The organism is Sinorhizobium sp. CCBAU 05631, from assembly GCF_002288505.1.
Taxonomy (GTDB): domain Bacteria; phylum Pseudomonadota; class Alphaproteobacteria; order Rhizobiales; family Rhizobiaceae; genus Sinorhizobium; species Sinorhizobium fredii_C.
In genome coordinates this window covers 268911-283561 of record NZ_CP023065.1, presented here as the reverse complement: position 1 = coordinate 283561, position 14651 = coordinate 268911, and the positions used below count along the sequence as shown (strand labels likewise).

12 protein-coding genes and 1 pseudogene are annotated in these 14651 nt (G+C 58.4%); 10 read left to right on the top strand and 3 right to left on the bottom strand.

Going from position 1 to position 14651, the window contains the following annotated elements:
* Positions 1-2 precede the first annotated feature (2 nt).
* From SS05631_RS27950 to SS05631_RS27905, 10 genes are read left to right on the top strand one after another with little or no spacing between them, the layout of a single operon-like run.
* The gene (locus SS05631_RS27950; RefSeq protein WP_037425398.1) at positions 3-2462 is read left to right on the top strand and encodes a VirB4 family type IV secretion/conjugal transfer ATPase; all 2460 of its coding nucleotides are present in this window, start codon (positions 3-5) and stop codon (positions 2460-2462) included.
* Positions 2459-3547, top strand: coding sequence for a lytic transglycosylase domain-containing protein (locus SS05631_RS27945; RefSeq protein WP_037425396.1), 1089 nt, complete (start codon positions 2459-2461; stop codon positions 3545-3547). The genes SS05631_RS27950 and SS05631_RS27945 overlap by 4 nt, the downstream gene beginning before the upstream one ends.
* 11 nt (positions 3548-3558) lie before the next feature.
* Positions 3559-4260: a type IV secretion system protein gene (locus SS05631_RS27940; RefSeq protein ID WP_037425394.1), complete on the top strand. Its 702-nt coding sequence runs from the start codon at positions 3559-3561 to the stop codon at positions 4258-4260.
* Entirely contained in the window at positions 4250-4477 is a 228-nt protein-coding gene (locus tag SS05631_RS27935; protein WP_037425391.1) for a hypothetical protein, read from the top strand. The genes SS05631_RS27940 and SS05631_RS27935 overlap by 11 nt, the downstream gene beginning before the upstream one ends.
* A 15-nt stretch (positions 4478-4492) precedes the next feature.
* Entirely contained in the window at positions 4493-5521 is a 1029-nt protein-coding gene (locus tag SS05631_RS27930; protein ID WP_037425388.1) for a type IV secretion system protein, read from the top strand.
* A gap of 37 nt (positions 5522-5558) precedes the next feature.
* Positions 5559-6254 (top strand): type IV secretion system protein, encoded by a 696-nt coding sequence (locus tag SS05631_RS27925; protein ID WP_037425386.1) that lies wholly within the window; start codon positions 5559-5561, stop codon positions 6252-6254.
* Positions 6251-7060 (top strand): TrbG/VirB9 family P-type conjugative transfer protein, encoded by an 810-nt coding sequence (locus tag SS05631_RS27920; RefSeq protein ID WP_037425383.1) that lies wholly within the window; start codon positions 6251-6253, stop codon positions 7058-7060. Before SS05631_RS27925 ends, SS05631_RS27920 begins: the two co-directional genes overlap by 4 nt.
* A complete protein-coding gene (virB10, locus tag SS05631_RS27915; RefSeq protein WP_037425380.1) occupies positions 7060-8271 on the top strand; it encodes a type IV secretion system protein VirB10 in 1212 nt (403 codons plus the stop codon). Before SS05631_RS27920 ends, virB10 begins: the two co-directional genes overlap by 1 nt.
* Positions 8252-9280, top strand: coding sequence for a P-type DNA transfer ATPase VirB11 (gene virB11 / locus SS05631_RS27910; protein ID WP_037425377.1), 1029 nt, complete (start codon positions 8252-8254; stop codon positions 9278-9280). The genes virB10 and virB11 overlap by 20 nt, the downstream gene beginning before the upstream one ends.
* Positions 9277-11376 carry a type IV secretory system conjugative DNA transfer family protein gene (locus tag SS05631_RS27905; RefSeq protein WP_037425374.1) on the top strand — a complete coding sequence of 700 codons (2100 nt, stop codon included), beginning with the start codon at positions 9277-9279 and terminating at the stop codon, positions 11374-11376. Before virB11 ends, SS05631_RS27905 begins: the two co-directional genes overlap by 4 nt.
* A gap of 214 nt (positions 11377-11590) precedes the next feature.
* Here the strand turns inward: SS05631_RS27905 and SS05631_RS32250 are convergent, their stop codons facing one another.
* The 3 genes and pseudogenes from SS05631_RS32250 to SS05631_RS27895 all read right to left on the bottom strand — a co-directional run bounded on the left by SS05631_RS32250 (position 11591) and on the right by SS05631_RS27895 (position 14621).
* Positions 11591-11968, bottom strand: coding sequence for a PAS domain S-box protein (locus tag SS05631_RS32250; protein ID WP_245369188.1), 378 nt, complete (start codon positions 11966-11968; stop codon positions 11591-11593).
* Between the two features lie 70 nt (positions 11969-12038).
* Positions 12039-12287 (bottom strand): annotated as a pseudogene (locus tag SS05631_RS32245) (PAS domain-containing protein); the annotation flags it as partial.
* Positions 12288-12827: 540 nt separating this feature from the next.
* Entirely contained in the window at positions 12828-14621 is a 1794-nt protein-coding gene (locus SS05631_RS27895; protein WP_037425368.1) for a PAS domain-containing methyl-accepting chemotaxis protein, read from the bottom strand.
* Positions 14622-14651 lie beyond the last annotated feature (30 nt).

The following is a 14651-nucleotide window of genomic DNA, read 5'->3' as shown; positions in this document are numbered from 1 at the left end:
CCATGCTGAAAGTCGTCAAAGAAGAGCTTGGATTCGGCCGGGTCGCTAGCAATGAGCGGCCCATGTCGACTCATATACCGTATCTACGACACGTCTCCGATACGGTGATCGGGCTGGAAAACGGCTCGCTGTTGAGCGTCATCAAATTGGATGGGCTGTTCTTCCAGACGGAGGACCAGGCTGAGCTCAACATGCGGTCGGTCGTGCAAAACACAATGATCCGGGCGTTGGGATCCAGCCGCTATTCTCTTTGGTCAACCGTGATCCGTCGAGAAGTCGAGACGGAGATCGGTGGCGCGTTCGACGAACCATTCTGCGACCTGCTGAACAAGCGGTACATGGAGCAACTGCGCCACAAGCGCATGTTCACCAACGAAATTTACCTGACGATCATCCGGTCTGGAATGCGGGGCGCCCTTGGCGTTGGCGACTCGCTGAAGAGGCTCTTCGATAAGGCCAACAAGGACTCTCGGGTCCAGCAAACACGCGAAGATGTCACAGAGCTCGAAGAGCTGATCGGCAACATCGTGCGCGATCTGCACAAGTATGGAGCCCGGGCACTCGGAATTACCTATCGTCGCAGAAGTGATGACCAGGCGAAGATTGAAGGGCAGGAAGAGAAGAAAGAGGGCGAGCCCTATTCCGAACCCTGCGAGTTCTTCAATGCGATCCTGACCTGCGGCGTTCCGCGTAAGATGCGCCTGCCCCGCATGGGGATCCGCAACTATGTCGGCACGTCGCGCCTGCATTTCAGCAAGCGGACTATGCAGGCCCAGGCGGCTGTCGATAAGGACAGCCGCTTTGGAGCGCTGCTGTCCATCAAGGAATATCCGCCCTTTACCGGGCCGGGGATGCTGGACGGTCTGCTTCAGGTGAACCATGAGTTCATCCTCACGCAGTCCTTCACGATCGCCGACAAGCCGATCGCTCAAGAACGTATTAGTCGATTGCAGAGGCAGATCAGAGCCTCGGACGAGTCCGGTAGCTCAGTCGAACAGGATATCGATTATGCGCTCAATAGCTTGATGAACCAGGAAGCCGTTTTCGGCTTCCACCATCTTTCGCTTCTGTGCCTCTCCCGCGATCTCGCGAGCCTCAGCCGCACCGTTTCCGAACTTGGCGCCTGCCTCACCGATATGAACATCAATTGGCTTCGTGAGGACCTGAACCTCGAAGCAGGCTTTTGGGCGCAACTCCCCGGCAACCACAGCTACATTGCCCGCAAGGCGATGCTGTCGAGCGCGAATTTCTCCGGCCTGTCCTCGATGCACAATTTCGCGACGGGCCAGGCCGATCGCACTCATTGGGGATTGCCGATCACGATCCTCGAAACCACGTCGCAGACGCCGTACTGGTTCAACTTTCATCGCCGCGACATCGGGCACTTCCTCGTCACGGGACCAACCGGCTCCGGTAAGACCGTCGCTTTGACTTTCCTGCTAGCACAGGCGATGCGCGTTTCACCGACGCCGAAAGCCGTGTTCTTCGACAAGGATCGTGGCGCGGAAATCTTCGTGAAGGCGATTGGCGGTTCATATGAGGTGCTGTCACCGGGAACGCCGACCGGCTTTAACCCGCTGCAGCTCGAGAATACCGGCCCGAACCGCGAATTTCTCCTTCGCCTCTTGAAGGCAATGCTGCGCTCTGGTGATCGCAGCGACTTCACTCAGGAAGACGAGGATACGCTTGAGAGGGCAATCGTCCGCCTGATGCAGGAACCTGCGGCGGAGCGCAACCTAGCGAATCTGGCCGCCCTCCTTGTGGGCCGGTCGCGGGCGGATGCCAATGATCTTCACTCCCGCCTGCGCCCCTGGATAGAGGGCGAAAAGGCATGGCTGTTCAACGCTCCGCATGACGTTCTGACCTTCTCGGGTCGCAGCGTGTTTGGGTTCGACATGACGAACATCCTCGGCAACGAGGATCTCCGCACGCCGGCGCTGATGTACCTCTATCATCGTCTCGACGAGCTACTCGACGGAAACCCCGTCATGTTCTTCATGGATGAGGGCTGGCAACTCCTTACGGAAGAGACGTTTTCGGATTTCATCGTCGACAAGATGAAAACCATCCGCAAGCTCAACGGCATTGTTGGCTTCGGCACTCAGTCCGCGGCGGATATCGCCAAGGCAAAAGCCTCGCATACGCTGATCGAGCAGTCGGCGACGAACATTCACTTTCCAAATCCGCGGGCGGATGAAGAGAGCTACATCAAGCGCTTTGGCCTGACGGTGAAGGAATTCAAATTCATCAAGAACACTCCGCCCGAAAAGAGAACTTTCCTGATCAAGCACGGGAATGACTCGGTCATCGCTCGGCTCGATCTCTCCACCATGCCCGATGTCGTCAAGGTGCTCTCCGGCCGCAAGGAGACCGTCGAGGAGTGCGCGGCGCTTCGGGAAAAATATGGCGACGATCCTGAAAATTGGCTGGCTGAATTTTGCGGATGGGAGAAGGCCGAATGAGGAAGAATCCTGCTTTGTGGGTGATTTCTGCGCTGTGGCTTGGTGCCGCCGGATCGGCGCACTCTCAGGTGCCGGTGCTTGATGGCAAAGTTCTCGAGACCGACACCAAACGCGACCAGACGACGACGGAAATCGAGAAGACGGATAGCGACCGTCATACAGTCAGCAAGAGCGTGACCTGCTCGATGTATCGTCCAGGTCGCAGCGGTGACGCCGCTTCGGCTGCGACGGCCAACCCGGAAATCACCGGCCTCGTGAAGCGAGTGGCCCAGGAAGAAGGCGTCGACGAAAGCCTCTTTATGGCGCTCGTCTATCAGGAAAGCCGGTTCAATCCGTGTGCGAAATCGCCGGTCGGCGCCATCGGGCTTTCTCAGCTTATGCCGGGTACGGCAAAGGATCTCGGGGTCAACCCCTATGACATGGAAGATAACCTCCGGGGCGGCGCGCGCTATCTGAAACAACAGCTCCGGCGCTTCAATGGCAACACCAATCTGGCACTAGCCGCCTATAACGCGGGACCGGGCAACGTCCAGAAGTATGGCGGGATCCCGCCGTTCAAGGAAACGCAAGGGTATGTCGCGAACATCACCCAAAAGTGGCTTCCTGCTTTTGGCGGCTCCGACGTTGCCAACATCCCTGTGAACTATGGTGGCGGGTCTACAGCCTTCACCGGCATGCGGGATTCCACCATCAACTCGATGGCGACGTCCCAGGCGATCGGGGAAAGCAGCGGAAATGTTGCCTCCTGGCTGCAGCAGCTGGGCGCCATGTCCAGCGGCACGATCCAGGACAGTTGGGACCATAATTCGGGCGCGCGAACCGCCAACCTCGAAATGATGAACCAGGTCATCCGCCTCGGCACGACAATGGCGGACCTCATGAATTCTCGAAGTGCGGTCGATGTCGGCAATCTATCCGGCGCATCACGTACGAGCGACTTCAAAAAGGATGACGACGAGACGGACCGCGAAACGACTGGCATTTGCGATCCTCGCGAAGGGCTTGAATGGAGCCCGACTGAGAAGGCTTGCGTCCAGAAGCGGGAACGCGAGGCCAACGTAGATCTGATGTTGACCGCTCAATGAGGAGAACTGCCATGAGACGTTTGATTTTGACGACGTGTTCGGTGGCCCTTGCGTCCACAGCTTTCGCGCAAGTCCCGGTCATCGACGCTGCCAATCTTGAGATTGCCCAGAGGACATCGACAACGACCGATGAAATTCTCGGCACCAACAAGGAAGTCCTGAAAACGGTGCAGGAGACCCTAGAGGCGGTCACTGGCCATCGCGGTAGCGACGCCAATCAGATGCAGAACCTTGCCGTCGGCAATGGCTTCAGCGTCTCTCAAATGCCGTCCTTCGATAGCCTGATGTCTGGCGGTGTTCCGAACTTCGGAAGCATGGGCGGCGATGTTGCCAAGGTCGCAACGACCTTCATCAACGGCCTGCAACTGGTGAAGAACCTGTCCGGGCAGGCGGGCAGCTCGTTTTCGGGCGACAAGTCGTATGAAGAGATGGTCAACACCGTTCTGGGTGTCGCGGCGCTCGTTACCGGGTCGCAGCAGGCAGTCCAAACGCGCCGCACCTCTTTCGAGCAGGCGGGTGCAAACATCGGCCGGGCCAAGGACATCAAGGGCTCGATCGATCAGAACACACAGCTTCAGGTCCAGGCAGGCCTGACGATCAACGAACTGATCGGCGTCATGAACGGCGCCGTGTCTTCGCTACAGGCCGATAACCAGCGGCGCCTGACGGACATTTCCAACTCGAAGAAGGCGCTCACCTACAGTGACCAGTAAAAACACCACGACCGCAAAGGTTCTGTTTCTCGTCCTGATCGCAGCCGGCCTGGCAGGCTGCGGTACAGCGGCGAAGGAGAAGACCGCCCCCTGCAAGAGACCTGCCAACCTGACGTCTTACGTGCCGGATCCTCGCCATGAATGCGGCCCGATGATGAGCGTCAACGGTGACGCAGCGGCGGCCTTCGCTGCGATTGAGGCGATGGCGGCTGAATAGGGACAATTTGCAACGATGCACGATTTTCTAGGCGATCTGCTGGACAGAATTGAACAGACCGGCGCGAATTTTTCTTCCCGGGCCTACGGGATTGTCGGCGATGAGATCGTGCCGCTGCTCACCATCATGTTCATTGCATATGTGGGCTACTACGGCCTCCAGCTTTTCATGGGAACGGCCCGCGTCAGCGTCAGCGAGATCATTGGTCGCGTCGCCCGGATGTTGATCATTCTGGCGCTGGTCAGAGAGTGGGACTACTTCAATACTCTTTTCTATTCCTGGCTGAATAACACGCCAGAGGACGTCGGCCGGGCGATCCTTACCGCCACCGGGACAGGCATCACAGAGCCGACAAACGGCCTTTCGATGATCTGGAAAACGGCAAACGAGGCTGCTTCTGCCTTCGCAGAACAGTCCGGTTATTTTGCGGTGCTGCCGTCCATGATCGGTTTTCTGATCATGCTTGCAGTGGCGGTTTTCATTGCAGTGGCTCTGGCGATCCTGCTCCTTGCCAAGGTGATGATGTGGGTGCTGATCGGGACCGCACCTATCTTCATCGGCTGCATGCTCTTCCAACAGACAAGAGGCATGGGCGTCGCCTGGTTCCAGCAGGTGCTGATGTATGCGCTAATCCCGCTATTCGTCTACGTCGTGGCTGCATTCCTGATCTCAGCCATGGACCCGGAACTGACAAAGGTCACGAGCGCTGCAAACCAACGGGAACTTCAGCTTAGCGACATTTCGGCTTTCCTGCTCCTCTGCGCCGCAGGCGCATTTGTCCTCTTCAACATTCAGGTTCTCGCGCAGGGCATTACCGGTGGCGTGGCCGCCGGCATCGGCAATGTAGCGCGCGCCGTCGGCAGATTTGCAGGCATATCGGGACCAATGTCCGCCCTGTCCGGCGGACAACGGCTGGCGGGGTCAATTGGCAACGCCGGGATGCAAGCCAGGGCACGCACCCAGGAAGGCATGAGAACCAACATTCGCAACGCCGCTGCTGAGGCGATGCAGAACCGCATTAGCAGCAACAGCATGCCTCGCTGAGGCGCGAAATTAAGGGCTAGATGTAAGGCTAGAACGAATGGCAGAAACGAATGACGCAGCTCTTCGGAGCTACTTTCAGGACGGCGATCGTTGGGAACAGGAGATCGTCAAAAAAGCCAAGCGATCGCGCTCGATCGCATGGTTCGTCACCATGATATTCGGCGCGATTACCCTGCTGTCCCTGACGGCATTGGTGATGCTCGTTCCGCTGAAGAGCTTCGAGCCGTACATCGTCGAGGTTGATAAGAATACCGGCTATATGGAGGTGAAGACCGGCCTAACCAGGTCCGCCAAGCTGACCGACCAACAGGCGGTCACCCAGGCGAACGTCGTGCGCTATATCCGATCTCGCGAAGGCTACGACCCCTTCGCGATTGAGCAGAATTTCGGCATCGCCGCCCTGCTCTCCACTGATGATGCGGCCCGCGAGCTGCAGGAGCTTTACAGCGCCGCAAATCCCAGCAATCCCGCAAAGGTCCTCGGCAAGAACAAGAAGGTCACGGTCGACATCAAGTCCGTGACCTTCTCCAATGCGAGCACGGCCTTGGTCCGTTTTTCCACGACCGAAAAATCGGACACGGATTCGATCGTCCGTCACTACATTTCGGTCGTTCGCTATCGCTATACGGACACGCCGGCGACCAACGAATGGCGCTTTGAGAACCCCTTGGGCTTCCAGGTCTACAACTACCGTCGCGATCAAGAATCGGTTACGGCCGGGGGTGAGGAATGATCAAACGCCTCCTGCTTTCCACGGCCTGCGCGGCCGGGATGATGGCTCACGCCTATGCTGCGCAGGCTCCTCGCCCGGGCTCGCTCGACGCGCGTGTTACGAGCGTCGTCTATCAGTCCAATAACGTGGTGAAGGTCTCTGCCACCTACGGCATCTCCACCATGATTATCTTTGATGAGGACGAAAAGTTCGAAACGATCTCGCTTGGCGACACTGACAGTTGGCAGGTTGCCCCTTCCGAGAAGGGCAACATTCTGTTCGTGAAGCCGATTGCAAAGAACGTCGCCACCAACATGAATATCGTGACCAGCAAGAGGATCTATTTCCTCGAGCTCAACGACCATGCTCCGTCCGACGGCAAGCAGGTGTTCGGGATCCGCTTCGTCTATCCGGAGAAGGATCTAAATGCCGCGCTCCGCAAGGAGGCCGAGTTCAGGGCGGCAAACCCGAACATGTCGAATCTCGATAAGGCCAACGTCAACATCGACTATTCGTTTTCCGGTGACCCGGCGTTGAAGCCCTTGGTGATCTTCGACGACGGGAAAAAGACCTTCTTCAAATTCGGCAGCCGGGTCCCGGCGATTTTTGCCGTCCAGGCCGACTTTTCCGAGACGCTGCGCAATTTCCGGAAGGAGGGCGAATACATCGTCGTCGATGGTGTCGCGACGCAATACACGCTGCGCGAGGGCAATCAGTGGACCTGCATCTTTAACCTTCGCAAGCCCGACTTCGGCGCTCCGGATCCTGCCATTCTCGGTCCGGCTCCTGACACCAAGGCGACGAAACGTAGGAGGAGCGGCAATTAATGAAGCGCAGCCCTGAACTTGAGGCCATGACGGCGGCCGATGAGACGGCCGTCAGCAACAGAAACGCTGGACGGAATCACACCATCGGCATGGCTGCCCTACTTCTGGGGGGCGCCGTCGCCGCCTATTTCGTGCTTGCCACGGCACGAGAAAAGCCGCGTGACGTCGCGGATAGCGACGAAGAGTTTCAGACGACGACCTTTCGGCCGCCGTCCTTCGTCCGTGAACAGGAAGAGCCGAAGCCAGAAATAGAACCAGCAGTAATTAACCTGCCGCCACCTCCTGAGCCGATTCAAGAAACACCCGTCGATACGACCCAATTCAATGTCCCGCCTCCGCCAGAGATCATCGAGACACCGCCTGAGGCTGCGCCCGTCGAAGAGTTTCCCGAACGCTATAAGTCGGGCCTGATCTCGCTTGATCAGAAGGAGAATGGCAACGGCAATGGGGGTTTTCCAGGCGAGGACGATTCCGGGCTCAGCGTTGCTGGCGAAGACCGCAACAGCAAGTACCTGGCCGCGGCCTCGAGTCTCGCCGATCGGAGCGCAAAGGCGCGGCAAATCGAACGCATCGACGCCATGATACCGGAAGGAACGTTGATCCCCGGTATCCTCGAGACCGCGATCAACAGCGATCTCCCCGGCCAGATTCGAGCCATCACGTCGCAGGACGTCTATTCCTTCGACGGGAGGCGCGTCCTCATCCCGACCGGAACGCGCCTTATTGGCGAATACCAGTCCGAGGTCACCCGCGGGCAAAAGCGGATCTTTGTTATTTGGACCCGCCTCATTCGCGATGATGGCGTGTCGGTTCGCCTCAACTCCATCGGCACGGATAGCTTGGGGCGCTCGGGCTTGACCGGTCATGTCGATAACAAGTGGCGCGAGCGGTTCGGCTCCGCGATCATGCTTTCGGTCGTCGGCGCAGGTGCCAGCTTCCTGACCGGCTACGGAAGCGACGAGGCGTTTGGCGACAACAACAGCGAGGCACAACGCGGCGAGGAACTGGCCCGCGAAACGATCGCCGAGACGTTCTCGGATATGGCGAACCAAGCCTTGAGTGAGAACCTTCGTATTCCTCCCACGATCAGCGTCAGCCAGGGCGAGCGGATCTTTGTCTACGTGCGCCAGGACCTCGATTTCAGCGCCATGTACGACGATCCGGTCACCGAAGCGATGAAGGAGATTCAACGTGAACGTCGCCGCAGATAACACCACGACGATCAGACCCGATCCCCATTACTTCCTCAACCGCGCTCTCGAACCGATCAGGGAATTTCTTGACGATCCGAGGGTGGTGGAAATCGCCGTCAACAAACCGGGCCATGTCTATGTGGAACGGTTTGGCGCCGATCATATGAAGCATCAGCTCATCGACGCCCTGACGGGCGATGAAATTCAGAACATCGGCGAGCGTGTTGCGGCTGCGACGAACCAATTCATCAGTCGCTCGAAGCCTATCCTCAGTGCCGCGCTTCCGACCGGCGAGCGCATCCAGATCGTCTTGCCGCCGGCGGCACCCGAAGGTGGCTCGATCTCGATCCGCAAGCAGGTCGTCAATAACTTCACGCTCGAGGAGTATCGCGACAACGGATCGCTCGATGAGGTCTCTGTCGCCGTCGGCGGCCTCAGCGACATCGATCGCGAGCTGATAGGGCATCTGCGCGCCAATCGGATTTACGATTTCATCCATACCGCCATCACCAAACGGGTCTCTATCCTGATCAGTGGCGGCACTTCCTCCGGCAAAACGACCTTCCTCAATGCCTGCCTGAAGAGCGTCGATCCGCATGAACGGATTATCACGCTCGAGGACACGCGAGAGCTCTTCCCGCCGCAAGCAAATGCCGTTCACTTGATCGCATCGAAGGGTGACCAGGGCACGGCGGACGTGACCATTCAAAGCCTGCTCGAGTCATCACTGCGCATGCGGCCGGATCGCCTGTTCGTCGGCGAAATTCGGGGTGCAGAGGCTTTTTCCTTCCTGCGGGCAATCAACACCGGCCACCCCGGCAGCATGTCGACGGTTCACGCCGATACGCCGATGGGCGCTTATGAACAGCTCGCCATGATGATGCAGCAAGCCGGCATGTCGGCGGGTTTTTCGAAGCAGGATCTGATGTCCTATATCCAGATGGTCATCCCGATCGTCATCCAGCTCCGCCGTGAAGGCGGCAAGCGCGGCGTCTCTGAGATCTTCTTCGCCCGGGATGAGTCATGACGAAGCAGCTCCAGGCGTTCTACCTGCTCTTTTGCGTCGGGATCGCGTTCGTTGTCTGGATGCTCGGGTACGGCCTGGGGCTTCAGCTCTTCTATAAGGACGGTCGGATCCTCGAAACGACGATCACGAGCAATCCCTTCGCTCCGATTCAACAGTTCTGGCACTACAAAACGAGTCCTGCCCTGCAGAAGGTCGCGCTCGGCTCGATGCTGCCGGCGCTGCTGGTGGCGTGCCTCGTCGCATACATCGGACTGAAGCCGACGAGCAGCCCATTGGGGGATGCCGCGTTTCAGGACATAGCTTCGCTTCGGCGCGGGAAATGGTTCCGCAAACAGGGTCATATCTTCGGCCGGATCGGACGGAACATTCTCCGCACCAAGGACGATCGGCATCATCTGATCATCGGCCCGACACGCTCTGGTAAGGGCGCTGGCTATGTGATCCCCAATGCGCTGATGCACGAAGGATCGATGATCGTCACCGATCTCAAGGGCGAAGTGTTCAAGGCGACGGCGGGCTATCGCCGTCAGAATGGCAGCCAAGTCTTCCTATTCGCGCCCGGCTCCGAAAAGACCAACAGCTATAACCCGCTGGACTTTATCCGGCCCGAGCGCGGCAATCGCACCACCGACATTCAAAACATCGCCAGCATTCTTGTGCCCGAGAACACGGGATCAGAAAATTCCGTCTGGCAAGCGACCGCGCAACAGGTCCTTGCCGGCGCGATCAGCTACATCACGGAAAGCCCCTTCTACAAAAACCGGCGCAACCTCGCCGAGGTCAATTCCTTTTTTAACAGCGGCGTCGATCTCCAGGCGCTCATGAAATACATCAAGGAAAAAGAGCCCTACCTTTCGAAGTTCACAGTCGAGAGCTTCAATTCCTACATCGCCCTATCGGAACGCGCCGCCGCGTCTGCTCTCTTGGACATTCAAAAGGCGATGCGGCCTTTCAAAAATGAGCGGATCGTTGCCGCGACCAATGTCACCGACATGGATCTTCGCGCAATGAAGCGCCGGCCGATCTCGATCTACCTGGCGCCGAACATCACCGACATCACCCTGCTGCGCCCTCTCCTCACCCTGTTTGTGCAGCAGGTGATGGATATCCTCACGCTCGAGCACGATCCCAATTCCCTCCCCGTCTACTTCCTGCTCGACGAATTCCGGCAGTTGAAGCGGATGGACGAGATCATGACCAAGCTGCCCTATGTGGCCGGCTATAACATCAAGCTCGCCTTCATCATCCAGGATCTGAAAAACCTCGACGAGATCTACGGCGAAACCTCCCGGCATTCCCTGCTCGGCAATTGTGGCTATCAGCTCGTCCTCGGTGCCAACGACCAGGCCACAGCCGAGTACGCATCCCGCGCGCTCGGAAAACGCACCATCCGCTACCAGTCGGAATCCCGCACCATCGAACTGATGGGCCTGCCTCGCCGCACGAAGGTGGAGCAGATTCGCGAACGCGATCTGATGATGCCGCAAGAGGTCCGGCAAATGCCGGAGAATAAGATGATCCTGCTCATCGAAGGACAACGGCCGATTTTTGGGGAGAAGCTCCGGTTCTTCCAAACGCAGCCGTTCAAATCTGCCGAGGCGTTTTCTCAGGCCAACATTCCGCAAGTGCCGGAAGTCGATTATCTGGCACCGAAGCCCGTGCCGGCGACAACTCCAGAATATGCCAAGGGGGGAGATCCTTCCGTCGAAATTCCCGCGCCGGCGCCAGCAAAGGAGGAGAAGCCCTTGACGGCCGCGGCGGCGGAGGCAGCTCCGGTCAAGGCAGAACCTGTGGCAGACGAGAAAGCTGCAACACCTGCCAAACGCACCATCAATAATAAAGCGCTGCGCCCGAAGCCCAAGGCGACTGCTGCAAACACTGGTGGTGCGGAAGCGTCTGCAAACCTGGATGCAATGGAAGCCCGGATAAAGGCCATTGAGGAAGGCCTGAAACCAAAGGCCGCGCAGCTCAAGGAAGTTGTCGAGATGAAGGCTGAGAAGCTTGGCGACAAGTTTCCGACCAAGCGCCGCAACATCATGGACATCTTCAGTGCGACTGTGCCTGATCCCGTCGAAGTTGGTGTGCCGGCCGAATAGCTTGCGGACACCGCTTCCGACCCCTTGCAGACATCGGGATTCACGTACCGAATGACAAAAAAGTACGCTCTGCAGACGCCCGACGATAGCATCTGAGCATTGTACCCGTTGCGCTTTGTGCCGGAGCTATGATAGCCGCGGCTAGACCACTCTTGCTTCCGCAAGAAACGACAGCATAAGTACTGAAACTCTCTGCGGGTCTTCCCAATGCGGATTATGTCCATATCCCTCGAGCGTGATGGATCGCACTGAGGGGAATGCCTGTGCAAGTGCCTCGCGATGCGGGCTGCCAAAGAATGGCCTCGGTCCATCCGGCGCCTTGGGCTTCTTCCGGCAACTGTCCGGTTGTTTCAAGCCAAAGGCGGCTATGGTACGTGGCCGCGCCATTTTCATCGGTGACCCAGATCATCACCGGTGCGTCGTCGGCAATTGCACGGAAACGCGCCTCGCTCTCCTGAATGGCTTGCAGCGCCCTTCGGCCATCGTCTCGGAGAGTGCCGCACCCGCTGTTGATGGCGTCGCCGGTGCGATGCGCAGCGATATCCAGCATCGTTGCCACGATGATCTTTTCTTTCGCGGCGCCTTTGCCCAATTCGGCACAACGCCTCTGCGTCTGAAGATGCCTTACGCTTTCCGTCCGCCGCGGTGATTTTCCCCTCGGTTGAGATTTCCGCGCCGCTGGCCAGGACCAGTTTGTCCAGTTCGCGGATACGATCCGCTTCCGCCCGCGGCAAGATGGCGTGATCCGTCCGCCCGGCCAGTTCGCCGAGGGAGCTCCCGAACAGTCCGCACGCGGCCTCATTCAGGAAGCGAAAGCGAGAATGTGCGTCCTTGACGATTAGGGGCTGCGTGAAAGCATCGAGAACGACACCGAGCGCATCGTCGAAGTGCGCGGAATGGGTCGATGGCATTGCCTGCGTTTTCTTCATGGCGCTTCAAACAGGCCCTCTTCTGGAAGGAAGTCTTTTGGCGACACAAGAGCTTATCGTTGGTGCGGCAAGTTTCACACGAAATGGCGCGCATCTTCAAGTTGTCAACACTTATAGTAGCAATGCCCAAATGAAGAATGAGTGAATCGTGTGGCTCAGTTGACTTCCGCTGAGGTTTGCGCCCGGAAGATCACAAACGGAATACATCTGCGAGTAATGCGGATTTAACTCGCTACCTTGAGTATAGCTCCTGTGAACAAACGGCCCCGGGGTGGGAGGGCGTCGACGGCTGGATCATTCCGTCTGCGAGCCGCCAGAAACCCCGATGCCGCAGGTCGCAGGATTACAGGACCTCCCACTGGACAGCCACGTTACTCGCCCGTGGCCGTAATTACAGAGGTGATCTTCCCGCTAGAGTCGTCATTCGCCCCAACAGTGCGTCCTAACGTGGAAAGTCGGGGAGGAGACGATGATCTCGAGGGCATCGCCTCGTGTCCCCGACCGTGGAGATTGGTTCAATCATCAAAACGACTCCCAATTGTCAGCCGCAACCGCAGCATTGCCGTGGAAGGCTGCAGCCACCTTGGTTGCCATGGCCCGCGCCGGGGATGTGACGGGCTTCGAGGCGGCGGTTGCCTCGGTAATCCGCGTCTGACGCGCGGCCGTGCCGCTTCCGACATTGAATTGGCCCAGCAGCCGGAAAAGCGACTCGGCCTCTCTGGCAAGATTATGGGCGGCCGCCGTCGATTCTTCGACCATGGCCGCATTCTGCTGCGTACCCTGATCCATGGTGTTGACCGCCTGATTGATCTCCTTGATGCCGGTTGCCTGCTCCCTGGCGGCTTCAACGATCGCCTCGACGTTGCCGTTCACCTGTTGGACCTGCGACACGATGGTGTTGAGTACGGTGCCCGTTTCTCCAACCAGCGCCACGCCATTCTTCACGTGCGCGTTTGAATCGGTGATCAGCTCCTTGATCTCCTTGGCGGCCTTGGCGGAGCGTTGGGCAAGTTCGCGCACCTCCTGGGCGACGACGGCGAAGCCCTTGCCGGCATCGCCCGCACGCGCAGCCTCGACGCCGGCATTGAGGGCCAAGAGATTGGTCTGGAAAGCGATCTCGTCGATGACGCCGATGATGTTGGAGATCTCCGACGACGAGTTTTCGATCTTGCCCATGGCCTCAATGGCGCTGCGCACGACCGCGCCGGAATGCTCGGCATTTTCACGCGTCTTGAGGACAAGCGCGCCCGCTTCTTCCGCGCGGCGACTGGTATCAGTCACCGTGGTGGTGATCTCTTCGAGGGCGGCGGCCGTCTCTTCCACCGATGCGGCTTGCTGCTCTGTCCGTCTGGAGAGATCGTCGGAGGCCGAGCGAACCTGCTGCGAGCCGGCGGAGATTGCATCCGCATTCTCTGCCACCGTCTGCATCGCCGTTCGCAGCTTCTCCATCGCGGCATTGAAGTCGACACGGAGCTTTTCCAGCGTGGGTATGAACTGGGTGCTCAGGTTCTGCGTCAGGTCGCCGTCGGAGAGCTTGTTCAGGGCGGTTGCGAGCTGGTCGACATTGTTCACCCGAGCGGTGACGTCCGTCGCGAATTTGACGACCTTGAAGACCTTGCCGTTCATGTCGAAAATGGGATTGTAGGATGCCTGGATATAGACTTTTTTCCCGCCTTTGCCGATGCGCATGAATTCGTCCGCTACGAATTCGCCGCCCGACAGGCGCTGCCAGAAGCGGCGATAATCCTCGCTGCTCGTATAGGTGCTGTCGCAGAACATCGAATGATGGCGGCCCTGGATTTCCGTGAGCTGATAGCCGAGCGCCGAGAGGAAGTTCTCGTTCGCCGTCAGGATCTCGCCGTTCGGGGTGAACTCGATCATGGCCTGGGCGCGCGAAAGCGCGTCGAGCTTGCCGGTATCCTCGGCACTCTTCAGCTTCTGCGCCGTGACGTCGATCGCGAATTTGACGACCTTGTACGGCTTGCCGCCTCTAAAGACCGGATTGTAGGAGGCTTCGATCCAGACCTCTTTGCCGCCCTTGCCGATGCGCTTGTACTGGCGCCGATCGAACTCACCGCGATCAAGCCTTGCCCAGAAATCGCGATACTCTTGGGACGAAGCTTCTGCCGGATCGACGAACATGCGGTGATGTTGGCCGATGATCTCCGACGCCTCGTAGCCCAGGGCGCGACAGAAATTGGCATTGGCCGCCAATATCTTACCGGTCATGTCGAATTCGATGATCGCTTGCGACTTGTTCATCGCAGCCAGGACGGCCTTGGCGTCTGAACCAAATCCAAATGCTATTGCCTTCATGCTATTTCCTCCTCGCTCGGCGGAGCCAGC